Source organism: Actinospica robiniae DSM 44927, from assembly GCF_000504285.1.
Lineage (GTDB): Bacteria > Actinomycetota > Actinomycetes > Streptomycetales > Catenulisporaceae > Actinospica > Actinospica robiniae.
This window is the reverse complement of the sequence record NZ_KI632511.1, coordinates 8,625,792-8,648,401: the sequence shown is the minus strand read 5'-3', so window position 1 is coordinate 8,648,401 and position 22,610 is coordinate 8,625,792. Positions and strand designations below refer to the sequence as shown.

Here is a 22,610-nt window from a genome sequence, read left to right as displayed (position 1 = left end):
CCTCGACATCTCCGCAGGTCAGCGCAAAAAGGCACACGATTTCGCAACCAGACTTGATCTGCAGAATAGGTCTCTTCCGATCAACATCGGCGCACCGGCCCCATTCTCCGCTTTGTTGACTCATGTCGGCCCGTCCTCACCCGTCGGTGCCGGCCCGTCTTCTCACCTCTTCTAATCTCTCAATCTCCAACCTCACGCCTACGTCGGCCGGCCACTCGTCCACCTTGCCCGACGCCAACCCTACGGACGCGTGACAGGGCGTCAGTCAGCAGCCGACACCCGTGGCGCCTACACCATCACGTCGCGCGGCAATGGGCGTGGCAGGGGAACAAAACTGCACGTCAGTCGCCCTTTTCGGTCACGCCGGGCGCGCGCCCGCGCCCCGCGCAGAAACTCACGGAAAGTTCTCGACCCGTCACCCGTCAACGATCCAGAGGCAACGGGCCCGGGCGACGACGCTTTCAGAGCCGCGCCCACTAAAGAGTCTTGAAAACGGTCCTAGGCCATTAGGGCAACGACGCTTTTAGAGGAATAGCAAAGACTAGACGCTATATCCGCACCGAGATATATTTTGAATGTGCCCGGGGGAAAGCCCCAAGCGGGGAAACGCGAACCGGACACAAACCCGAAAGGGAACGGCGAATATCCCGCTGGATATAAGCCGGGAATCGAGATAGGGTAATACCAACATCCCCGAGGGAAAGCCAGAAGCGGGAAACGCGAACCGGGAATGTTGACCGCAATAAACGGCGAATATCACTGCTAGATATAAGCCGAAGATCGAGATAGAATAAGAATGGCGGCGAAACGGAAAGCCCTAAAGGGGCACCGGCGCCGAACCGAAACCAAACCCCCACCGCCCCTAAGCCCTGCGTGAGCCATGTCAAAACGCGGGAACACCCGAAAGGAAACAACGTGCCCGGCTACCGCGAGCCCGCCGCCGCCAAACCCGTACCGCGTGACGCACCGTGGCGCCGCAAGCTCCTGACCCCCGCCCGCCCCGACGGCAGCCGGATCGAAATCGGCCTCTACGGACCGGTCTACCGCCAGAACTCAGGCATGTACCACTGGATCGGCCTGATTGTAGAAAACCCGGACGGCACCACCCGGCGCGCATGGTCACGCCAGTACAGCCGCCGAAACGTCTGGCGCGCACTCGATGACTACGAAGCCATGGAACACGACCTGCGCGACGGCGAGTTCACCCTGCCCAACCCCTGCCTCGAAACGGCGTGATCCGCCTCACCCGCCACACGAAAGATCCCGAACGGGACACCAGCGGCACGCCGAACCCGAACCTCCACCACCCGCAAGCCCTGCGCAAGCCACGCCCAGAACCGGCGGTGGCGGCAGAAGAAAGGAACACGTACATGGGAGACCTGTCGCGCGGCCCGGCCATGACCGGCGCGGAACTCGGGCCCGAACACCAAGGCGAGTTCGTGGAAATCACCACGGTCGTCACGAAGGAGAACGCGGCCAAAGGCCTCGGCAAACTCGGAGAACAGGTCACGGTGCGCGGGATGGTCTACCACGCCGCCCGTACGGTCCAGTTCCGCACCGGCTACCGAGTCACCAGCGTGATCATGCGCCCGATCGGACACGACACCCCGATGCGGTTCAACCTGGGCGATGCCAACCGGGTCCGCCTGTTCACCGAGGCCTGATCCCTTCCCGCCCCCCGCCCGAGAAAGGGGCCACGCCATGCCCACCGAGATCCTCACCGCCGTAGCCTTCGCCGCCGCCAGCGCCTACTCGCCCGGCAAGCCCGAGACCCGCCGCGCCCGCGCCTATGCCGCCTGGTACCTGCGCACCTTCGCCCGCACCTGTACGGACCCTGCGACCCTGCCCGACCACGCCCGCGCCATGACCCGCTACGCCCACGAAACCGACGGCATCCCCGCCTGACCACCGACCACCCTCAGGAGCAGCGCCATGACCGTACCCATCGCCCACGCACACGAGGAGGCCCTCGCCCTCCAGCCCCTGCCCGCCTGCCTCGCCCCGAGCCCCACCCAAGCCGCCACGTTTCTCCAGGAGTTCGGGCCCTACATCCCCACCGCCCGGCTCCCGCGCACCGGAGAACCCGTGGTCTTCGAAGGCGGCCACGTCACCTGGCTGGCCATCCTCGACGACACCCGCCCGGTCACCAAGGACAACAGCCTGCTCATGAGCGCCGGGCGGCTGACCACCGGCCCGTGCGGAGACGTGGAATGGAGCCGGACCTACGGAGTAGAGCCCGAGGACCCGAACCTCGAGCCCGAGGACGCCGCCACCCTGCCCACCGTGCGCGACCTCCTGATCGCCCACGCGAACGCAGACGGGCCAACGTCATGACACGCCCATCGGACACGATGACCCCACGCCACCAGCGCACCTTCACCCTGCGCGCCGCCGACGGAGCCGAACTCGTACGCACCGGTTCACGCCGCAGGGCCGCGAGATGGCGCGCGATGTGCCGTGAGGTTCCGCGCGACGGATGGCATGTGACCACCGCCCTGGCCTGGTGGTTTTCCTCCGAACGCGCCGACGCCGACGACCTCGAACGCTGGCACGCCCACCTCGATGCCCGCTACGGACTCTAAGAAAGCCCCGCACCGTGACCGCCGCCACCCCACCCGCCACCCGCGAGATCGCAACCCTCACCGACGCCCAATCCGACCGGCTCTACCTCGATTGGCACGACCGGGTCGCCGACGAGGTCGGCGACGCGATCGCCCTGACCACGGGCTACCGGGAACGCCGCGAGCACGCGTACGCCGCCCTGCAACGCGACATCACCGCGATCGACCTGTCCCGCACCGCACCGACCAAGGCCAACTACCCGCCCGAATCCCCCGGCTGGAAAGCCCTGCACGCCCGAGGGTTCCTGCGCGAGGCCGAGCGGTACTACGCCGGACGCAATCCCGCCGACGCTCTGAAACTCCTGCAGTACGCCGCCGAACAAGCCCGAGCGGTCCTGCGCGAGTACGGCTGGCATCCCGCCGCGTGACCCCTTCCCGCCACACCCGTAGCCCGCTGCGCCACCGAGAGACGAAACCGCGAACCGCCATGACCCTGCTCGACGCCCCGCCCGCGCCCCATGCCCCCGACACCGCCCCGCTTCCCCCCGAAGTCGCCCGCGCCCTCGCCATTCTCCGGGCCCACGGCTTGGCCGAAATGCCCGGCGCCGAGGCGGACAACGCGCCCGACGACGCCCCCAACTACCCGGCCGACGAGGAGACCGGCGCGCAGGAGGATCCCGCCGAGCACGACGGCCAAGAACAACCCGAACCCGACGACGACAACGAAGAAGCCGAACCCGAGGACGAAGACGAAGATACCGGCCCGGCACCGGACCCACAGCCCACGCCCGCACTGCCACCCGCACCAGCGAGTACCGCACCCGCCTCGCCCGCCGCCCCCGCGGTACAAGGCAGTAGTGCGCCCACGGGCCAGGCCGGCGCGCCCGGGCGCAGCAGGCCCGGGGAGTTGCAGGACAAGGTCGCCCACTTCCTCGCCGACGAGGAGGGCACCGAATTCACGGTCACGGAGGTCGCCAACCGGCTCGGGCACTCCGGAGGCGCGGTCGGCAACGCCCTGGAGACCCTGGCCGCCGACAGGAAGATCACAAAGACCAACGGCAGCCCGCGCACCTACAAGGCCCGCCACCCCACCCCGTACCGGCCCGCACCCACCGCACCCCGCCCGGCCGCGCCGCCGCGCCCGCCACGAGCACCCGCCCCACCCGCACCGGCTCCGGCCAACACGAGCCCCGTGAACCCGGCTCCTGCGACACCTGCCGCACCGGCACGGACAGAAAAACAGGACACCGCGATCCGCCGCCGCAACGGGCAGCTCTACTACCCGCGCAAGCTCGGCGAGGACCTCACCGATGTCCAGGCGCTGCACAAGCTGCGCGACGCCGGTATCCCGGTCCTGCTCGAAGGCCCGCCCGGCACCGGCAAGACGAGTCTGGTCGAGGCGGCGTTCCCGGACCTGATCCTGGTCGCGGGGGACGGGGATACCCAGGTCGCGGACCTGGTCGGCTCCTACACGATGCGCGCCGACGGCGGATACGAGTTCGTTTACGGTCCGCTGATCACCGCGATGACCGAGGGGCGCCCGCTGTTCCTCGACGACGCCACCCTGATCTCCCCGAAGGTGCTCGCCGCGATGTATCCGGCGATGGACGGGCGGCGCGAGATCGTGGTGAAAGAGCACCGGGGCGAGACCGTCACCGCTGACGAAGGCTTCTACGTGATCGCCGGTCACAACCCGGGTGTGCACGGCGCGATCCTGACCGAGGCCCTCGCCTCCCGGTTTGCCACCCGCATCCAGGTCGGCACCGACTGGGAGCTCGCGGTCAGCCTCGGAGTCGACGGGCGCGCGGTCCAGATCGCCCGCAACCTCGCTACCCGGCAGGCCGCAGGCGACCTCGCCTGGTCGCCGCAACTGCGCGAACTGCTCGCCTTCAAGGCCATCCACGAGGTCCTCGGCGAGGACGCCGCGTTCGGCAACCTGGTCGCCCTCGCCCCCGCTGAGGACCGCGACGAGGTCGCCACCGTGGTCCGCACGATCCTCGGCAAGGCCGCGAGCCCCCTCGCCCTCGGCAAGCAGGCCAAGAACTAACCCACCCCCCTCCCGCCTCCGGCCGGGGTGCCCCGCGCCCCGCCCAGTGAATCAAGTACTGAAAGTATCGGTAGAGACAAATGAGTGTCGGATCCCACGTGCACCGCGCCCCCGACCCCGCCTTAACGGCGATGCGAGGACAGCTGGCCTCCGCAATGGCCCAGGCGGTCGCCGCGAAGGCAGGAGCGGGCGGCGCCGCCCCGGCGAGGCCGGTCAGGAAGACGAACAAGAAGCGCGCGGCCGAGTGGCTGCGGGTCGGCGCGGCACTGTCCTACCAGGTCGGTGCGATCGCCGCCCGCGCCGACCTGATGGTCGAGGTGCGCCCGCGCGGCACCCGCGCAGGGGCGAAGGCGGTGTTCTACCCGGACCAGGCGAAGATCGAGATCGAGGCGAAGGCGTTCGGCCGGATCGACCCGGCGAGTATCGACCCTGACATCCTCGGCGACCGCGAGCGCTACGCGGCGGCGTGGGGAGCTTTGACCCACGAGGCCGCCCATGCCCGGCACTCGAGGTGGAACGCCCCGCGCGAGAAGCAGGGCAGTGCGGCGGCGGAGGCGGCCGACATGCTCGAGGAGTCGCGCGCCGAGGCCCGCCTTCTTGAATCGCGCCCCGGCGATACCCGGTGGCTCGGGGCCTGCGTGGCGGAGCTGGTGCTGCCCAGCTTCCCGACGACGCTGCCGGACACCGCCTGGTCGGCGGGTATGGCGGCGGGGCTGATCGCCGCCCGCGCTGACGCGGGGATCGTGCCGAAACACCTCGCCGTCCCGGTCGAGTACGAGGTGCGCCGCGTGATCGGCCACGAAAAGTTCAACCGGCTGCAGATGATCTGGACCGCCGCCCGCTCTGTGGCGGACGAGGACGCCGCCACGATGCTGCACCTGGGCAAGCTGTGGTGCGAGACCCTGGACGTCGAGGCCGAGCAGCCCGCTCCCGACGGCCAGAACGCGGGTCAGCAGCAGGGCCCCGGCGCGCCCGGGGCAGGCGGGGCGCCGACCAGTACCCGGATCGGGGCGGCGGTGCGCCGCGCTGCGCGGAAGATAGCGAAGCAGGCCGCGATTCCGGCCCCGAGCCCGAAGGCGCAGGCCAGGATCCGCGCGCAGCGGGCCAGCAAGGCCGGGCAGCGCGTGTTCGGCGCCCCCGCCCCGGACCCGAACGACACATCGATCCGCACGCCGATCACCGGGGTTCGCAGGCCGAGCGTGAAGGAGAAGGCCGCCGCAGCCCGCCTCGGGCGCGCCCTGCGCCAGGCCGGAACCCGCGAACGCCAAGAGATCCGCAGTACCTCGATCGCGCCGCCCGGACGCCTCGGGATGCGCGCGGCACTCGCCCGCGAGGCCCAGCGCGCGGCCGGTGCGATGCCGAGCGCCGAACCGTGGGTGCACACCGCCCGCAAGTCGCTGCCCAATCCGCCGGTGCGCGTCGGGATCCTCGCGGACGTCTCCGGATCGATGCAGGCCTTTGCGAAACCGGTCGCCTCCGCCGCCTGGATCATGGCGAACGCGACCTACCAGGCCGGCGTGGACAACGCCTCGGCCACGATCGCCTTCGCGAGCCAGATCACCGTGATCACCCGCCCGGGCAGGCCCCCGACGCAGGTCACCGAGTTCGACGCGCACCCGGGACGGCACCGGATCAGCGAATCGATCGACGCGCTCACCGGCGCCCTTGCCCTTGCCGCCCCCGGCGCGGCCCGCCTGCTCGTGATCGCCTCCGACGCCGCGTTCGAACCCGCAGAGATCGAGGGCGCGCGCGAGCGCATCGCCCACCTGATCGCGAGTGGCTGCGCGGTGCTGTGGCTGGATCCGACCGGCACCGCGAAGGTCCCGAACGGGGTGACCTGCCTGCACCTTTCCGACCCGGCCGAAGCGCCCGAGGCGATCGCCAAGGCCGCCACCCGCGCCCTGGCCGCCGCAGCCCGCTGACATCCCCGCCGCGCCCGGCGGAACGCACCGCCGGGCGCCTGACCCCGGGAGTACCCGATGACCTCGTTCGACCCCGCCGACTTCCCGCCCACCACCTCGCACCGCGCGATCGCCGCCGTGATGACGGGCCCTGCCGCCTTCACCGCCGCCCTCGAACTCCAGGAATGGATCAGAGACCTGATCGCCGCAGGGTTCGCCGACAGGCGGCGTATGGCACGGCCGGTCACCGCCGGACAGCACGCCTTCGAGGTGACCGATCAAGCCGGCCTGCTGACCGCGCGCGCCGAGTACGGCTCGCACTGGCCGACCCGCACCATGATCGCCCCCGCCTGGAAGGCGGACTGGTGGGCGAGCTGCCCCGGGCTGATCCCCGCCGCAGCGATCGTCGCCGCCGAGTCCCTCAAACACCCGGGGCCCGACGTCCCGGCGTGCCTGGAGGCCGCCGGTTGGCGCAGGGCCCCCGACCCGCCCGGCGCGGACCGGCCCGAACTGGTGGCCACCTGGTGGGGCCCGGACGCCTCGCGCGGCGTGATCCGCATGCAGGCGGGCCCCGACCAGGGCTGGCTGATCTACCGCGACGTCATGCGCTCGGGCCCGGCCATCAGCGCGGCGCTGACCACCCCGCCCGGCGTCATCGCCGCCCTCGCCCTGACCTGACCGACCCCGACCCGAACTAGAGAGCCCTGACATGCCTACGGACGACCTCGACGCACTCGTACGCGAACTGACTTCCGCCGGTTGGAGTCTGGAGAGCGACCAGACCCGCATGCCGATACCGCCTGCGTTCGGCGTGAGCGCGCGGACCCTGCACGACCCGGAGCAACAACTCGAGATCTATCTCATGGACTTCGCCGGGGGCGGCCTGACCCTCGAACTCGCCACGCGCACCCCGTACGAGGCAGGACCGGCATGGCGCATCGAAGCGATCGACCTCCCCGCCACGGTCATCCTCGCCGCCGCCCACGCGAGCACCGAACCCGATGACGCCCGCAGCCTCGCCGGCCGACTCACCAACGGCCACTGGGTACTCGAGGCGGAGGAGTACGAGGGCGACCACGTCGCCTACCAGCGCTGGCTCGGCCCCGACACGGTCCGCCGCGCCGTGTACCTCGCGCCCCAGCGTGGACCGCGCAGCGAGAGCGGCTGGTCCATCTACCGCAGAGGCCTGCTCGGCCCGCACATACACACCGGCCTTGATGCGCCGCCCGCCGTCATCGCGGCCATCGCCCTGACTAACTGACCCGCGCACCCGGAGCCCGTCATGCCCCGCATCTTCATCGACGCCGAGGTCTTCGAAGCCCTCGCCGACCGTGCCCGCGCCTGGCGCGACACCCCCAACGACGTCATCCGGGCCCTGCTCGCCCTACCCCCGGTCGCGCAGGCGAGCACGCCGGACGCCGAGGACCTGCCCGGCCAGCTCGGCCCGCTCATCCGCGCCGGACTGATCAAGCCGGGCGACCAGATCACCTGGTACCGGCGCAACAGCCAGGAGACCTACACGTTCACCGTGACCGCCGCCGGATTCCTGGCCGACGCCGACGGAACCGTGCACACCGGCCCGAACCGCGCCGCCACCCACATCGCCGGATACCCCACCAAGGGCTGGCCGGTGTTCAAGACGCCCGACGGCACCACCCTGGCCGACCTCGTGGCGAGCCTGCCGAACAACTCGACACAAGAACCCTGACAAAGACGACACACACCTGCACCCCGCCAGCCAACTACAGCCCGCCATCCGAGAAGAAAGCACACCGCCATGAACAACCCGGCCGCGATCACCGCCGTGATCGCCCGTCCCCGCGCAGGATCCTGGGAGGGACGCTACGTCCTGGCCTACGGCGCCCCGGTCGACCTCGGCCCGCTCCTGCACCGCCTCGCCCGCGACGCCCACGCCGCACGCGGCACCGACGGCATCACCGCCCTGGCCGCCGCCCTGATCGACGAGCACGTGTGTTGGGAGGAGATCGCCCCGACACACGAGCGCCTTGGCGCGTGCCGCTGCCATACCCCCGAGCCGGTCGCCGTCACGGGCCTGGACGCGCAGATGCTCACCCCGGGCCAGCCCCGCACCGCCCGCTACGCCTACCTGCTCACCCCCGCCGGGCTGCGCGTCGAGGTGCGAGTGAACGGCGACTGGCTCAAGCTCGGGCGCGCCTCCTACACCCGCGAGACCGGCCGGATCCGGTTCGACCTGATGGCCGAGCGCGCCCGCGAACTGCGTGAAGCCCACGCCTGGGACACCGACCCGGCCAACTGACCCACCCCACCCGCACGAGAAAGACCCGCCGATGAGCACGACCCTGATATCCGACGAGCACCCGGTCACCGTGACCTGGACGACCGTCACCACCGAGAAGCACTCGCTCACCCTGCCCTACGGGCAGCTGCGCGAGGAGATCGACCGGCGCCGTGCCCGCCGCGGCCGGCCGCGCCACCCCGACCTCGCCGGCGACCTCGACCTGCTCGAGGACGACTACCGCGCCGACCACGAGGAGCACGGCACCGCGGGCGACTTCGAACGCTCGGTCACCGGCCACGATCTGCCGCCGATACCTGGGCTTCCGGTGTTCACCGTGAGCCTGGACGACTCCGATGAGGAACTGGTGTGTGCGCACACCTACGTCCTGCACGCCCCTGATCTGCCCTCGGCCATCACTCTCGCGGCTAATCGCTTTGCGCAGGAGTTCCCCGACGAGTACCTGCGCCCCGGTACCCGCCCGAGCGTACTTAACGGCGACTGGTGGACGTTTCCCGGCGCACCGTCGTGGCCGAGCGACCTGTCCGGGCGCACTTGGGAGGACCTGCGCGGCGACGAGCAGTTGCTCGCCGCGGCCTACGGACAGGCGGCTGACGCGTGAGCACGGGGCTGGCGCGGCAGGAGATGAGCGAGGGCCTGGAGGTCGGGCTGATCGAGCCGGGCACCGGGGCTCGCTGGCGCGGAACCATCCTCAGCCTCGCCCCGCACGGGGCGCGGGTGTGGGTCCCGACCCCGCACACAAGCGATGCCCGCATCCGCCCGCAGGACCGCGGATTCCTGACGACCGTGACCTACCAGGCGGCGCGATCAGGAGCGATGTGGGCCGAGCAACCCGCCCCCGAGCACCCGTGCGGCCGCGACTTGCTGGAGTACTGGGCCTGGGCACGGCGCACCGGGAGGGTGAAACGGCCTTCTGCGACCGCGTACCTGCACGGAGCCCGCAAGGTGCTGGCCGAACTGCCTGACGGCTACGACACCGACCTGAAGACCCTGGATGTCGAGGACGCGATCTCCCGCTACCGCCGGGCCCATCACGGCGAGCTGGCCCCGGCCTCGATCACCCAGTACACCTCCGGCTTCCGCCGCGCGATCACCCGGTACCTCGCCGAGACCACACCGAGCTCGCCGCGCGGGAGTACGCGGTGACCCGCCTGGACGGCGCCTGCCCGATTCCCGGGCTCGGCTGGGCGTTTCGCATCCACACCCTGCACACCTCGGAGACCGATGCGCCGTACCTGACCGGGACCTGGCACCACGGCGGAACGCAGAGCACCGGGCCGGGCTGCGCGCTGTGGCTCGCGCTCGCCGCCCGCGCCGGCGGCGAGGTCGACCTCGCGCTGTTCGCCGACCACGAGCAGATCTCCGACACCTTCGCCCCCGTCGCCCGCTACACCGGGCTCGCCCCCGGCACCTGGCTGCGCACGGCCGCACCGGCGATCGCCGCACACCCGTACGTCGCGCTCGAACACACGGGGACCGAGCGCGCGAACCGCCACCGCGCTGCCCGCGCGATCCTCGCCTACCTCATTACCCGCCCCTGACTCAGGACACGCACATGAACACCAGAACCGAAGCATCCGCCTGCCCGCCACCGCAATCCGGAGCGCCGGACCCGCCCGCAGGCGTCATCGCCCGCCCCGGCCGATACAACGAGGGTTGGAGCGGACGCTACCTGCACCACGCCCCCGGGCCCTCGGACACCGCCCGGCTGATCCGCGAGACCGTCACCGCCCGATCGAGCGCCCGCACCCGCATGAAAGTCGCAGTCAGCGAACTGATCGACGCGCACCCCTGCGGATGGGAGCACCTCGGGACCGCCACCGCCAAGGACCCGCAGATCAGAGCCCGGCGCAGACCCGCGGACGCAGGATCCTGCTACTGCCACACCCCCGACGGCTATGTGCGGCCCGAGTTCCTCAACCAGTTGCTCGGCATGCTCCGCCGCCTCGAGCAGACTCGTCCCTACGACATCGAGGCGCTCGAGAAGGCGGTGAAGCGCAGCTCCGATCCGACCGCCTGCGCCCCTCAACTGATCAACCCCCACAAGGGACTTCCCGACCGCGTCGTCTACGTCTTCCTCCTGCACGCCGAGGGGATCACGGTCGGCGTGCGCGACGGCGCCCGCGACGCGCGATTCCTCAAGGCCGGCGAGGTCGGCTGGAGCGAGGAAGCGAACTGGGAGCAGATCGACGCCGCCGCCGCGGCCATCCGCGCCCGCGTTCCCGAAGACCTCGCCCGCGACGACGCCGGACGCAGCCTCACTACCACGGCACGGCACCTGAAGAAGATGGTGAGCGGGCAGTACGCGCTCGAGACACTGCATTGGCACGCCCGCACCGGACGAGAGACCGCCGCCGCGCTCGGCGCGCTCGCCCGCGCCGCCGGAGTCGGCCCGGACGAACTGCCCGACCATCTTGCCAGCGCGGGCCTGGAGGCACAGGCCGACCTGTTCGAAGTCGCCGCACAGCTGATCCCAGGCGAGTCGTACCGCGCCGTGTGACACCGGCAACCCCGCACGGCGGCGGCCCGGCCGAACGCCCCCGGTCGATCGCTCCGTGATTCACGTTCAGCGGCGCGCTCAAGAACCCATCGAAGGACCCCCGCCCCTCCCGGCGCGAACACCGTGCGCTGCCCTTCCACCCAGGAGAAACCGTTGACCAGCAGCGAAATCCACACGCCGCCCGCCACAGCGGGCGAAAGCGAACCGCAGCAGGAACCGAGCGGCGCCGTGATCGCCATACCGGCCGGAGGTGGCGCGTTTAGAGGCCGCTACCTGGACCACGCTCCGGGGCCTGTGGCCACGGCGCGGCTCCTGTTGGAGCTGTTCGGTGTGCGCTACCGCTCACGCGAGGGGCTGCGCCGGGCGGCGGCGGAACTCATCTACGCCCACCCCGGCGGATGGCGGCACCTGGGCGCGGCGACGTCAAAGGACCGTGAGATACGCCCGCGCCGCGCCCCGGCCCCGGTCGGCGCCTGCTACTGCCACCAGGACGACGGCACCCCGAGCCCCGCGTACATCGAGGCCGCGCTCGCCGCCCATGCCCGCGCGGAGACCGCGCACCTGCACGGCAACGCCTCCGCAGCAAGCGTGCTCCCGCCGGGCACCAGCGCCGGACCCGGCCACCCCGCGCTGATCACCCGCGGCTCGGTGCCCGAGGGCATCGACCTGATCTACCTGATGTACCGCGACGGCCTCCTGATCGAGGTCCGCGACGGCGCGCACCCGGATTCCGGCCGGTTCACCCCCGCGATCGTCGAGTTGCCCTGGGGCAATGAGATCGACCCGGTCAGCGTCGAGAGCGCCGTCGCTGCGGTGCGCGCACGCACCCCGGCCGACATCGCCCGCGCGAAGGTCGCCGAGATCCTCACCGAGACCGCCGACCGGCTGCGCGCGATCCCCGCGCACCACGACCTCGTGCTGCACCTGCTCGCCGGCAACAGCAGGTTCCTGAGCATCCCGCGCGAGCACGGCCCCGAAACCGCGCTCGCCCGCGCCGCCGGCCTGCACACCTCCGAACTCCCCGGCCACCTGCACCGCCTCGAACGCGGCGAACAGATCCAACTGCTGCGCCAAGCCGCGAGCCTGCTCAACCCCGCCACGCACCCCGCGCTCTGAACCGCCCGCCCCAGAGAACCCACCCGACCCGCACACGAGAAAGAACCCGCCCGATGTCCACTCCATCACCCGAAACCCGCCCGCCCCTGCGCCTGATCGACCTGTCCGCGTTCCTCGCCAACCCGGCCAACTTCCCGCACATCGCACCCGCCAGCCTCGAACGGCTGCGCCTGGCGTGCCGCTCCCTGTTCACCCCGGACCGGATCGACCCCACCACCCGCCTCGACGCTCTCGAAATCGGCGCGCTGTCGAAAGCGCTGGCCGACGCCGACCCCGGCCTCGAACCGGCCACTCTCCGCACCTACGAGCGCTCGGCCGCCGCAGCCATCTACGGCCTGCGCGCAAGCCTGGCCCCGCCGGTCCACACGTACGGCACCGTCGCGGACCTGCCCGTCTTCCTCAAGCACGCGAGTGAGCGCGGCCAGGGGCACGCCCGCACCACCGCCAACGACATCTACGCCGTCAGAAGGGTACTGCGCGACCTGCCGGACCTCGCCGACCAGGACGTCTCCACGCTCGACCTCGAGAAGGTCGCGCGCCGCTTCACCGACCTCAACCCCGAGGTGAAGCAAACCACCGTCAAGGCATACCTCGCCCGCCTGCAGCACGCGATCACCGCCTACACCACCCCGCCCATCGACGAACCCGCCGACGCGCCCACGGACGAAACCGAACCCGCCGCCCCGACCCGCCCGACCACACCCGCACACGCCCCGCGCCCGCACCCGGCCGCGACATCGACCGCTGAGACCGAACACCTGGCGGTGCCGCTTCCCGGAGGGCGGGCCGTGAGCCTGCGCACCCCGAACGATCTGACCGGAGAGGAAGCCGCCGCCACCGGCGCCCTGCTGCGCCTCTCCCACCCCGCCATGTTCACCCCCGTACCCGACACCGGCCGCCGCCCAGCAGCCGGATCCGGGCGGTGGACGCTGCTGTTCTGGCCCGAACACGCCCCGGACGCGCCCGAGGCCGCGCACCTGACCGGCCCCACCTTCCGCCGCGCCCTGGCCGACCACATCCGCGAGCGGTGCGAGGACGTGGCCGAGAGCCCCGACGACGACGCGATCGACGCGTGGTTCTCCACCGAGGTGTTCGTCGCCCTCGCCCTGCCCGGCCACCACGACGCCCGCGACGCCGCCACCCTCCTGTGAACCGGCGCCCGCCTGCCCGACTGCCCGACGCCAGACCCGCCCCTTGACGACGAAGGAATCCGAACCATGTTGCACGAATCCCGGCTGACCGCCGAAGCAGAGTTCTTTCACAACCTCGGCCAAAGGTATTGGCGCGCCGAGGGGCGCACCGAGACCACGCTGATCTACCTGCCCGAGCACGGCGAGCCGAGCGTCCAGGTCCTGATCGAGGACGCGCCCCCGGCACCGGAGCGCCTCGCCTCCCGTGCTCGCGCGGTGCGGGCCGCCGCGCTGATCGTGACCGGGGAGGCCTGGGTCGGCAGCGTGGTCACCGAGAACGCCGCGCGCCTGCCGGCCGAGGACCGGGCACACCCGGCCGAGATGCCCGGCGCCTACGAGGCGATCATCACCACCGCCGTGCGCGCCGACGGACTTGCCGTCTTCCGCATCACCCACATCATCGACGGCGCGTTCGGCCGCCTGCTGGCTCCGCAGACCTACACCGACCCCGGCCAGAACCCCGACGGGATGACCGCGTGGATGCGCGCGATCCTCACCGCAGCCACCCGCCCCGCCGCCTGAACCCGACGAAGGAGAGATCGACATGATGCCCCGCGACTACGCCGCCGAACTCGAGGACCTGACCGACCACCTCACCGCCCGCGGCTGGGAGGTGATCGAGACCGGCCTGGACGGATCCGACTTCGCACTGCACCTGACCGGGATCGGTCTGCGGCTGATGCTCAGCCCCGGACGGCGGGTGCTGCTGAGCGCGAACTGGCGCGCCGAGCACGCCTGCACCGAGATCCAGGGCCTCGACCCGCACACCCCGCCCATCCCGCTCTGGCGCGCCCAGGCCGACAACCTCCCGGTCTCGATCCTCGCCGCCGCGGCCGAGGCGGCCACCGAACCCGGCGAGAGCCCCGGGCCCCTCAAGCTGCTGCGCGAGGCCGGATGGACCCGGCGGCAACGAGCGACCGGCACGCGCACACTGCCCCCGGTCATCCTGTACGACCCCCGAGCCGCGCGCACCGCCGCCGCGACCTACCTGCCCGGACCCGAAGGCGCCGCGCACGGTCCCTGGCTGATCGTGCGCGCGGATGTGACCACCACCGGCCGCACCCGCGCCATCGCCCACACCAGCCCTACCACCCCCGGCGCGGTGATCGCCGCCCTCGCCACCACCCCCTGACCCGCTCACACCCGAGCCCACTGCGCCCGATGAAAGGAAGCCAGCCGTGTCCGACCTCACCGAGCCGCTGGCCGCGCTCGCGCGCACGGCGGGATGGCATCCTGCGCCACCCCGCGCCGAGACCGCATCACTGCTGCCGGGCGACGCGGTGTTCATCGGGGCGTGGAGCGCGCCGCACGCCGCCGCCCACCTCGCCGCCGCCGAGATCGAACCCGCACTGCACGGATACGACCTGCGCGAGCGCTACGCCGCCATCGCCGTGACCGGCGCACCCGACGGCGCAGCGCCGTGGGCGGTCACCGGCCAGTGCCCGCTGCCGATCCTGCCGCACCTGCTGGCCGCCGCCGTGCTCCCGCCCGGCGCGGCCGCGATGGACCCGGTCGCCGTGCTGCCGCGCATCGACTACTGGTGCGAGACCTCCAGCGGACACCCGCGCGGCGCGTACTACACCGAGTCCTATTACCAGTGGGAGGCCCCGGCGCCGCCCTACCGGCTGGCCGCGCTGCACTGGTGCGTTCCCGGCGCCGCCCGCCCTGACCTTCAAGCGGGTTGGGACCTGCACCTGCACGGCGGGCCCTACGCCCTGCACGCCGCACTCGCCACCCCCCGCCACGTCATCACCGCGCTCATCAGGGCCCTGACCGCCGCGAGCCCGGAACTCTAGAGCACGCCCCCGCCTCACCGAACACCTCCGCCCCAGCACCGATTGGTGATACCTCCATGCCGAAAACACACCGCCGCACGCTCGAACTGGTCGAGCGGGCCCGCCACGCCGCAGCGATCCGCCGCGCCGATACCGGCGAGCCCGCGACCTGGCGCGATCCGTACTGGGCTACGTGCGCCGAAGCCTGCGCGCACCGCCTGGCCGACATCCTCGGCATCACCCGCGAACACATCGTCATCAGCCCCGATCCAACACGCGTCGACGACGGCTGGGTCTGGCCCCGGCTCACCGTGACCGATCAGGGCACCGCATACGAGTTCATCGCCGCGAACAAGGACCCGCACCGCCTGCTGTGCCTCGGCCCGTGCCCGGAATGCGGCAACCGCGTCCCGCTCACGCCGCTGCGCCACCTCGCCGACCTCGGCGAGCTGCTCGAGCACCGCGCCGGCCTCCGTCGGCCGAAACCCCCACTCGCCCAAGAACTCGTCGCAGACCCAGCCCATCACAGCCGCTGCCCGTTCCACCGCGACTAGAGAAGCCCCCCACCACCACCGGCGAACCGTACCCGGCACCACCCGCACCTTACGAAGGAGACCACCGTGATACCCCGCGACCACGCTCACGAACTCGCCACGCTCACCGGCCTGCTGACCGCCGAGGGATGGGAGGAGATGGACCTCGAGCTCGGCGGGAGCGAGGTCCTCAGGATGCTCACGGGCGTCAGTCTCCGCCTGCTGGCAAGCCCCGGCCGGCAGATCCTTCTGACCGCGATCTGGCGCGAAGAGAAGGCGAGCACGAGCATCGTGCGGCTCGATGGGAGCGACCCGCGCGCCGCGCTCTGGCACGTTGAAGCCACCGACATGCCCGTTGTCATCCTGTACGCGACCTGCCGCGCGGCGGTTGCCGGGCCCTCGGGCACCGGGCCGATCGCGTGCCTGCGCGCGGCGGGCTGGCTGCAAGGGCCGGTCCTGGGCACCGAATACGGCACACGTGCCCTGATCTTCGACGACCCCGACACGGTGCGCTGGGCCTCAGCCCAATACCGGCGCCATGACGGCCGCCTGCAGCGCGGCCCGTGGATCATCTCCCGCGCCGACGTGGCCACCAGCGGCGGCGAGCGCGCCCACGCCCACACGGACGCGAGCGCCCCGGGCGCCGTGATCGCCGCGCTCGCCCTGACCGACGACGCAGACCCCGCATGAATCCGCCCGCACACCCCGCCCCCGAGACCCCGGAGGACCGCGTGACCCCGACCATGTTCCCGCCCCCGCACGTCGTTCTGAGCAACGCGCTCTATGCGCACGGCTGGCAGAGCGCGGGGCCCCAGCCCTCGGCGCTGATCACAGGCCTGACCAGCATCACCTTCAACGCGCCGGTCGGTGAGCTGGCCGTACGGATCGAAGCCGTCGGCACCGCGGCGATGTTGACCCTCACGGGAAACGCGCCACATGGGCCGGGCACGGGCGGCAACTCCCGGGCGTGCTGGCGCGCGGTCGGCCCGGTTCTGCCCGCGGACGTACTCGAGACGATCGCGCGCGCCGGCAAGGACGCCCACCGAAACCCCGAGGACGACACCGAGATCGACGAGCTGATCGCGGACCTCGAATCGCGAGGCTGGATCCACACCGAGGAACACAGCCACGACGAACTCCTCGGCAGCCAACTGGCCGATCCGGACGGCGCCGTCCGGATCACCTGGGGTCCGGATGAGGACGAGTTCCAGATCACCGACCGCCGCACCCACACCACGATCACCGCCGACTACACCACCCCGACCAGCGTCCTGCGCGCGATGGCCGGAATCGACACCCCAGCCCACGAAACCCCCGCACAGGCCGCCGCCGCGATGCACAGCGCTGAGGTTCTTCGGCGCGCGCGCGAGTTCGGCGAAGCGGCGCAGCGGTTCAACGAGGCACTGCCCACCACGACCGCTCCCGGCGGCACGGTATCCATCACAGAGGTGAGCGCAGGCAAGGCCCCGCTGGCCGACCGAGAACGCGACGAACTCCTGGATCTGCTGGCGGATGCCGCCAACTACATCTCCCACGCCGCCACCTACATCAGGGCCACCGCCGCAGCCCACGGCGGTGACCCGGAAGACGTCGCCGAGGCGCTCACCCCCGTCAAGAGCCTGCTCTGCCATGCCGCCTCCGCCCTGCGCGGCGCCATACCCGTTCCCGACGAGCCGAGCGCCGACGGACCGCGCGCGACGCACTGAGCCTCGACGAGCACGAACTCACCCGGACCGGACGAGCGGAAAGAGCTCACAGCACCGCATCACCACCCGAGGAAAGGCCCCAACCCATGACCTCGACACCGACACCCGCCCCTGATGAGGACCTCCGAAAACGGCCAGAGCCGCTCTGGGTACGCCCCAGTTTGGCAAGGCTCGAATTCGGGCCCGTGGGGCCGGGGCCGACCGCCCGATCAGGATCAGGCCGCTCGTCGCCGTCAAGGGCGCCTTCGGCGTCGCTCCGCGACGGGCTACGCCCGCCCTGGACCGCTCCTCTCGCCCCAAAGTCGCCGCAGCTGTCGGCCAGCCCCGGCGCTGTGTCGCCGAGCCCGCTGATCAGCAGTTCGGGGTGAGGAGATCCACTGAGCAGGTCCGGCCAAGCGGTGAGCAGGAACTGGCCGTTTTCAAGGAGTCTCATCACCCCCGTCTACCAGCCGGCCATCGACCTCGTCCTCGCCCGCCTGCTCGGGCGCGAAGGACCCGCCCACCTGCGGCGCGCGGCCGAGACTCCCGGATGCGAGCCGCTGACCAAGCTGCTGCACGAGACCGCCCTGCGCACCGGGGAACGCCACCTGGAACTCGCCCGCAGGATCCGGCACACGATCAGCGACCTGCAGGCCGCAGCCGAGGAACTGGCCGATGCCCGGCCGCCTCGACGACCTGCTCGCCCTCGCCGCACGCCACCACGACGCCCTCGACCGCCTCGAGACCACCGCCCGCGCCTACACCGCCGCCCAAAACCCGCGCACATGAACAGTCCCTGCACACGCCCTCGTACAGAAAGCTGGGAGCATCCCATGCCGGATACCACCGCGACCCCGACAGCAGGCGGCATCACCGCCCGCGCCCTGCACGCCGCCGACCGGCGCCGCCGCGACACCGCCCATCCCCCGACCTGGCGCGACCAGCGCTGGGCCGAGCGCGCCGAAGCCTGCGCCCGGGAACTGGCCGCCCTGCTCGGCATCACCCCCAGCCAGGTGCAGATCAGCCCCGACTACACCCGCGCCTACGGCGACTGGCCCTGGCCGCTTCTGACCGTCACCGAGCCCGACGGCACGACACACCGATTCCTCGGCGCCCACAACAACCCCGACCAGATCTTCACCCTCGGCCCGTGCCCCGCCTGCGGGAAGCAGGCCCCACTCGGCTGGCTGCGCTCCCTGGCCGACTACGGCGCCCAACTCGACGCCACCGCCCTGAGCGACGACGCCTTCGACCCGGTCCCCGAATTCCGCGCCGACCCCGGCCACACCCCCACCTGCCCGCACGCCCCCACCGACTGACCCCGCACCGGCCACCGGAGACCACGATGACATCACCCCCGCCCGCACCCGCGGACGGCCACGCGCCGCCCGCCCCGCCACCGGGCCACCCGACCACCTGGGTCGCGATGCGCGTCGCCTACCACGGGCCGGCCGCCGCCCACCACGGCTTCTTCCGCGTATACGCCTGGAACTACTGCTTCACCGTTCCCTGCGTCGCCGGCTGCGACCGGTTCACCTACATCCTCGCGCCCGAAGACCCCGCCGCCGCTCTCCAGCCCGGCCAAGGCATCCGCGCCCACCGCGGCGAGATCACACCCCTGCCTTTCCGCGCCCCGCAACCCGCCACGACGGCCCGACCCCCGCGAAATAACACCCCATGACCTCCACCCCGACCACCCAGCCGATCAGCGGCACACGCGCCGGCCTCGACCTGCTCGCCGAGATGCGCGCCCTCGAGAGCGCCTGGCAGGCCGTACGCGCCGAATACACCGACGAAGACGGCGAGATCCACCCCGAGCACTACCAGGACTACGACGAAGCACGAGGCGATCACGGCATCGACGTCGCCGACCGCCTCGAGAACTGGATAGACCGCCTGGCTGTAGCCCTCGGCATCAGCACGTCCAATAATCACGACATTTAGCTATATCGATTAAGTACGGCGAGGACGGGGCGCCCCAGGTCAGTTCTGCCGCGTCTGCGAGCGGGCTCGCCGGATGCGCCCGGTCCACGGAAGGCGCTCGATCGAGCGGGCGCCACACGGCTTGACGGCCACGAATGTCTGTGTCTGGATATCGATCCGGCGGCGCGGTCGCGCCGCCGGATCCCACCGACCATCCTGCCCCGGAGGCATCGATGACCCCTGCGTTCACCCCGCCCGCACCCGTGCTCGCCCCGCCGTACGCGGCGGGCGGCGGAATGCCCACGCCGGCCCTCGAGGCGGCGCGGGCCGCCGGGTGGGACAGGTCCGAGGACGAGGCGGGAAACCTCACCTACCGGTCCCCCGACGGGCGCTGCCACGTGGAGTTCGGACCGGAGACCGACCGGTACTCCCGCGACGCCGACCGGCTGTGGGTCGCCGAGTACCGGCCCGAACCGGGCGGCGAGCGGGGGTGGGCAGCGCACTTCGGCGAGGACGTGCCCGCCGAGGCGATCGCCGCGTTCCTCCGCGCGCTGACCGATCCCGCGGGCATCCGCGGCGCGCACCCCGGCTACCTCGCCGGTGCCGCCTACGACGGGGCGCAGGCGGTGTTCACCGCGGCCGAGGCGCGCGGCTGGACGCGCGCGGTGCGCAGTGCGACCTACACCGGCACCCACGGGCAGGTCCACCTCGTCTACAGCGCCGCCCCGCCCGAGATCCCGGGCCAGTTCCTGGCCACCGGCCCGCACTACCGCGCCAGCTTCCCCGACGGAGTCCACCGGCGGGAATGGGAGGCGATCTTCACCGCCCACGTGCCCGGCGAGGCGATCACCGCGTTCCTCGACGCCCTGACCGACCCTGCGGGACTCGACCCCGACCGCGCCGCATAACCCTGCCCGTCCCCGGCAAGACCGGTCAACGCCGAGCACGTCAGCCACCTTCACCCCGCACCCTTACGGAAAGCAGAGAACAAGATTCGATGTCACGATCACGGGAGCCTGAGCTCACACGGCTGTGGTGGCCGACGTTCTGGGCATGCGCCGCCGCGATCACCGCCATGTGTGCATCGAGCATCGCGCTCCTGCACGTCTACGCGCTGCTCGCCAGCGGGATACGGCTCACCGCGACGCTCGGCGTGGAAACCGCCCTGGCCGCCGGGCTCGATGCCCTCGGCGCGGGATACCTCGGGCGCGCACGGATCGCCTTGAACCGCGACGCACTGGTCGTCACCAACGTGCTGCGCACCCACGTGATCCCCTACGCCGAGATCGAGGCGGTCACCGGGAGCCTGTGGGGCCTGGCCATCGCGCGAACAGGGCACAGGCCGCTACTCGCCGTGGCACTGCCGCTATCCGCCCGCGCCGTGCGCGCGGGCATCCACACGAGGGAAGGGCACATCGCCCACGCCATCAGGCAGGCCGCGCACCGAAACGAACTCGACCATGACCCGCGCCCAGCCACCGCGCACCGCCCCGTCTATCCCGCTCCGTGCTCTTGCCGTCCCGGCCCGCCTTACGCAGCCTCAGAAAGCCCTCCGATGACCACACCGCACGGGCCCACCGTCCTGATCACACCCGGCACGCCCGGCATCATCCGCCCGCGCCCCGACGGCCAGATCGACGCCCGCACCCTGCAGACCCGGCCCCACCCAGCCGACCGCGACCGCATCCTGATCACCACCGTCGGCGCCGCGTGGTGCAGCGAGTTCGACGCCCTGCCCATCACGGAGGAGACCGCATGCGCGCCCGGCTCGCTCATCCTCACCTACGGCCGCGGCGCCGCCCCCGGCGCCACCAGCCCGGCAGCAGCAGTACTCCACCTCGTCGAACCCGACGGCGAACTCCACGTGGCCGGCATCTGGCTAAACCTCACCGACGGCTGGATCGAATTCCTGCGCCCCACCGTCGCCCTGGCCGCCCGACTGCTCGCCCGCAGCAACACAGAAACGCCGTGACCCGCACACACCGACACCGAAACGAGCCGCCCATGAACCCGCACCCACACCCGCCCACCCGCCCTCACACCGAGCCCGCCGACCGCGTCAGCCGCGGCGGTCCCCGATGAACGGCATGGAAGGACCACCCCGCCCCGCCACGCAACCCCGCACCTACCACGGAATGACAGTCCCTTACATCACTGCCTGGTCCGCCGAGGACGTCCTGGCCGACCCGGACACGCTGCCACTCCTGCGCACGGGCCCGGGCCGCGCACCGGCGCTGGTCTACCCCGACGAGCAGAGCCAAGACCGCGACCGCTACGGCATCCTCTGGCGGCGCGCGACCTGGGCGCCGGGCGAGGGCCAGCCCCGGTTCGCGCGAGTCCACCCGATACGTCACCGTAGGGTGATGTTAAGGGGTTCTTGCCAGATCTGTACGGCGCCCGCCTCGCTGTGGATGACCGCGGCCCCTGCCTGGCACGCCCACCTCGAACGCCTCGGCCCCGCGGCGCCGTACCTGACCGTGGATCCGCCGGTCTGCCACTCCTGCGCGATCACGGCAGCACACCAATGTCCAGGCCTCCGCGCTGACGGGTACGTCTTCCTCGCCCCGCGACGCTGGGCGAACGTCGCGGTGCGCGGACAGGTCGCAGACCCGGCATCGGATTCCTTCAGCGAGTCGCGCCTGATCCCGCTGCCCGGAGCCGTGACCACCGGCGGCACGCCGGTGGACCTGCGCCTGGTGGCAGCCGAATCGCTCGTCTCCGGGCTGTTCGAGATCACCGCCCACCACGACCCGGACGAGGTTGCCGGACTCGGCCGACGCCTCGATACCCCCGCCCGGTCCCGAACCGCCCGATGACATAGCCGTCGAGCCACCACTGGAAACAAGCAGCCCCCGGCCCGTGCGCTGATGGCTACGGCTCGGTGGCCAGCCCAGGGTCCGAGCACGGTGCGGAGTGGAGGGAGGAAACGGCGATCAGGCCTCGGGCCGCCCAGCCGCGTGTGAACCGTCGAAAGAGCCTGCGCACACAGGTTGATCGGCCTATCGTGAGCCTTACGCCGTACCCCTCCCCCGGCGTAAGGCTCTCCGCCTCTGGGTGGATTGAGCCGGTTGCGGCTCCGCGTCCACACCGCCGACGCGGAG

30 protein-coding genes are annotated in these 22,610 nt (G+C 71.6%); all 30 read left to right on the top strand.

Annotated features, from left to right (window positions below):
* Positions 1-915 precede the first annotated feature (915 nt).
* A complete protein-coding gene (locus ACTRO_RS37270; protein ID WP_034270856.1) occupies positions 916-1,236 on the top strand; it encodes a hypothetical protein in 321 nt (106 codons plus the stop codon).
* Positions 1,237-1,370: 134 nt separating this feature from the next.
* Positions 1,371-1,664: a hypothetical protein gene (locus ACTRO_RS37265; protein WP_034270853.1), complete on the top strand. Its 294-nt coding sequence runs from the start codon at positions 1,371-1,373 to the stop codon at positions 1,662-1,664.
* A 37-nt stretch (positions 1,665-1,701) separates the two neighbouring features.
* Positions 1,702-1,905, top strand: a complete 204-nt coding sequence (locus ACTRO_RS50580) for a hypothetical protein (protein WP_034270851.1) — start codon at positions 1,702-1,704, stop codon at positions 1,903-1,905.
* A 27-nt stretch (positions 1,906-1,932) separates the two neighbouring features.
* Positions 1,933-2,334: a hypothetical protein gene (locus ACTRO_RS37255; RefSeq protein ID WP_034270848.1), complete on the top strand. Its 402-nt coding sequence runs from the start codon at positions 1,933-1,935 to the stop codon at positions 2,332-2,334.
* 17 nt (positions 2,335-2,351) lie between these two features.
* Positions 2,352-2,582, top strand: a complete 231-nt coding sequence (locus tag ACTRO_RS37250; RefSeq protein WP_034270846.1) for a hypothetical protein — start codon at positions 2,352-2,354, stop codon at positions 2,580-2,582.
* Positions 2,583-2,596: 14 nt separating this feature from the next.
* On the top strand, positions 2,597-2,989 hold the full coding sequence (locus ACTRO_RS37245; protein WP_034270845.1) for a hypothetical protein: 393 nt from the start codon (positions 2,597-2,599) through the stop codon (positions 2,987-2,989).
* Between the two features lie 365 nt (positions 2,990-3,354).
* Positions 3,355-4,608 carry an AAA family ATPase gene (locus ACTRO_RS37240; RefSeq protein ID WP_034278494.1) on the top strand — a complete coding sequence of 418 codons (1,254 nt, stop codon included), beginning with the start codon at positions 3,355-3,357 and terminating at the stop codon, positions 4,606-4,608.
* 80 nt (positions 4,609-4,688) lie between these two features.
* On the top strand, positions 4,689-6,530 hold the full coding sequence (locus ACTRO_RS37235; protein ID WP_084316830.1) for a VWA domain-containing protein: 1,842 nt from the start codon (positions 4,689-4,691) through the stop codon (positions 6,528-6,530).
* A gap of 57 nt (positions 6,531-6,587) precedes the next feature.
* Entirely contained in the window at positions 6,588-7,187 is a 600-nt protein-coding gene (locus tag ACTRO_RS37230; RefSeq protein ID WP_034270843.1) for a hypothetical protein, read from the top strand.
* Positions 7,188-7,218: 31 nt separating this feature from the next.
* Entirely contained in the window at positions 7,219-7,770 is a 552-nt protein-coding gene (locus ACTRO_RS37225; RefSeq protein WP_034270840.1) for a hypothetical protein, read from the top strand.
* 21 nt (positions 7,771-7,791) lie between these two features.
* Positions 7,792-8,217, top strand: a complete 426-nt coding sequence (locus tag ACTRO_RS37220; protein ID WP_034270837.1) for a restriction system modified-DNA reader domain-containing protein — start codon at positions 7,792-7,794, stop codon at positions 8,215-8,217.
* Between the two features lie 69 nt (positions 8,218-8,286).
* Positions 8,287-8,787 carry a hypothetical protein gene (locus tag ACTRO_RS37215; RefSeq protein WP_034270834.1) on the top strand — a complete coding sequence of 167 codons (501 nt, stop codon included), beginning with the start codon at positions 8,287-8,289 and terminating at the stop codon, positions 8,785-8,787.
* Between the two features lie 31 nt (positions 8,788-8,818).
* Positions 8,819-9,388, top strand: coding sequence for a hypothetical protein (locus tag ACTRO_RS37210; protein ID WP_034270831.1), 570 nt, complete (start codon positions 8,819-8,821; stop codon positions 9,386-9,388).
* Positions 9,385-9,933, top strand: coding sequence for a hypothetical protein (locus ACTRO_RS37205; RefSeq protein WP_034270828.1), 549 nt, complete (start codon positions 9,385-9,387; stop codon positions 9,931-9,933). Before ACTRO_RS37210 ends, ACTRO_RS37205 begins: the two co-directional genes overlap by 4 nt.
* Positions 9,930-10,328 carry a hypothetical protein gene (locus ACTRO_RS47780; protein ID WP_034270825.1) on the top strand — a complete coding sequence of 133 codons (399 nt, stop codon included), beginning with the start codon at positions 9,930-9,932 and terminating at the stop codon, positions 10,326-10,328. Before ACTRO_RS37205 ends, ACTRO_RS47780 begins: the two co-directional genes overlap by 4 nt.
* Positions 10,329-10,342: 14 nt before the next feature.
* The gene (locus tag ACTRO_RS37195; RefSeq protein ID WP_034270823.1) at positions 10,343-11,287 is read left to right on the top strand and encodes a hypothetical protein; all 945 of its coding nucleotides are present in this window, start codon (positions 10,343-10,345) and stop codon (positions 11,285-11,287) included.
* A 153-nt stretch (positions 11,288-11,440) separates the two neighbouring features.
* Positions 11,441-12,403: a hypothetical protein gene (locus ACTRO_RS37190; RefSeq protein ID WP_157436670.1), complete on the top strand. Its 963-nt coding sequence runs from the start codon at positions 11,441-11,443 to the stop codon at positions 12,401-12,403.
* 53 nt (positions 12,404-12,456) lie between these two features.
* Complete coding sequence (locus tag ACTRO_RS37185) at positions 12,457-13,554, top strand: hypothetical protein (RefSeq protein WP_034270817.1); 1,098 nt, start codon at positions 12,457-12,459, stop codon at positions 13,552-13,554.
* A 66-nt stretch (positions 13,555-13,620) separates the two neighbouring features.
* Complete coding sequence (locus ACTRO_RS37180) at positions 13,621-14,115, top strand: hypothetical protein (RefSeq protein ID WP_034270814.1); 495 nt, start codon at positions 13,621-13,623, stop codon at positions 14,113-14,115.
* A gap of 22 nt (positions 14,116-14,137) precedes the next feature.
* Positions 14,138-14,725, top strand: coding sequence for a hypothetical protein (locus ACTRO_RS37175; protein ID WP_034270811.1), 588 nt, complete (start codon positions 14,138-14,140; stop codon positions 14,723-14,725).
* Between the two features lie 46 nt (positions 14,726-14,771).
* Entirely contained in the window at positions 14,772-15,389 is a 618-nt protein-coding gene (locus ACTRO_RS37170) for a hypothetical protein (RefSeq protein WP_034270808.1), read from the top strand.
* Between the two features lie 56 nt (positions 15,390-15,445).
* On the top strand, positions 15,446-15,922 hold the full coding sequence (locus ACTRO_RS44475) for a hypothetical protein (RefSeq protein ID WP_051451982.1): 477 nt from the start codon (positions 15,446-15,448) through the stop codon (positions 15,920-15,922).
* A 66-nt stretch (positions 15,923-15,988) separates the two neighbouring features.
* Positions 15,989-16,591 (top strand): hypothetical protein, encoded by a 603-nt coding sequence (locus tag ACTRO_RS37160; RefSeq protein ID WP_034270805.1) that lies wholly within the window; start codon positions 15,989-15,991, stop codon positions 16,589-16,591.
* Positions 16,592-16,632: 41 nt separating this feature from the next.
* Entirely contained in the window at positions 16,633-17,607 is a 975-nt protein-coding gene (locus ACTRO_RS37155; protein WP_034270802.1) for a hypothetical protein, read from the top strand.
* Between the two features lie 812 nt (positions 17,608-18,419).
* Complete coding sequence (locus tag ACTRO_RS44470) at positions 18,420-18,905, top strand: hypothetical protein (protein ID WP_051451981.1); 486 nt, start codon at positions 18,420-18,422, stop codon at positions 18,903-18,905.
* A 26-nt stretch (positions 18,906-18,931) separates the two neighbouring features.
* The gene (locus ACTRO_RS47775; protein ID WP_157436669.1) at positions 18,932-19,267 is read left to right on the top strand and encodes a hypothetical protein; all 336 of its coding nucleotides are present in this window, start codon (positions 18,932-18,934) and stop codon (positions 19,265-19,267) included.
* The gene (locus ACTRO_RS37135; protein WP_034270794.1) at positions 19,264-19,530 is read left to right on the top strand and encodes a hypothetical protein; all 267 of its coding nucleotides are present in this window, start codon (positions 19,264-19,266) and stop codon (positions 19,528-19,530) included. The genes ACTRO_RS47775 and ACTRO_RS37135 overlap by 4 nt, the downstream gene beginning before the upstream one ends.
* A 212-nt stretch (positions 19,531-19,742) precedes the next feature.
* On the top strand, positions 19,743-20,417 hold the full coding sequence (locus ACTRO_RS37130) for an SPDY domain-containing protein (RefSeq protein ID WP_169740005.1): 675 nt from the start codon (positions 19,743-19,745) through the stop codon (positions 20,415-20,417).
* An 89-nt stretch (positions 20,418-20,506) separates the two neighbouring features.
* Complete coding sequence (locus tag ACTRO_RS37125) at positions 20,507-21,481, top strand: hypothetical protein (RefSeq protein ID WP_034270787.1); 975 nt, start codon at positions 20,507-20,509, stop codon at positions 21,479-21,481.
* A gap of 163 nt (positions 21,482-21,644) precedes the next feature.
* The gene (locus ACTRO_RS44465) at positions 21,645-22,325 is read left to right on the top strand and encodes a hypothetical protein (RefSeq protein ID WP_051451980.1); all 681 of its coding nucleotides are present in this window, start codon (positions 21,645-21,647) and stop codon (positions 22,323-22,325) included.
* Positions 22,326-22,610 lie beyond the last annotated feature (285 nt).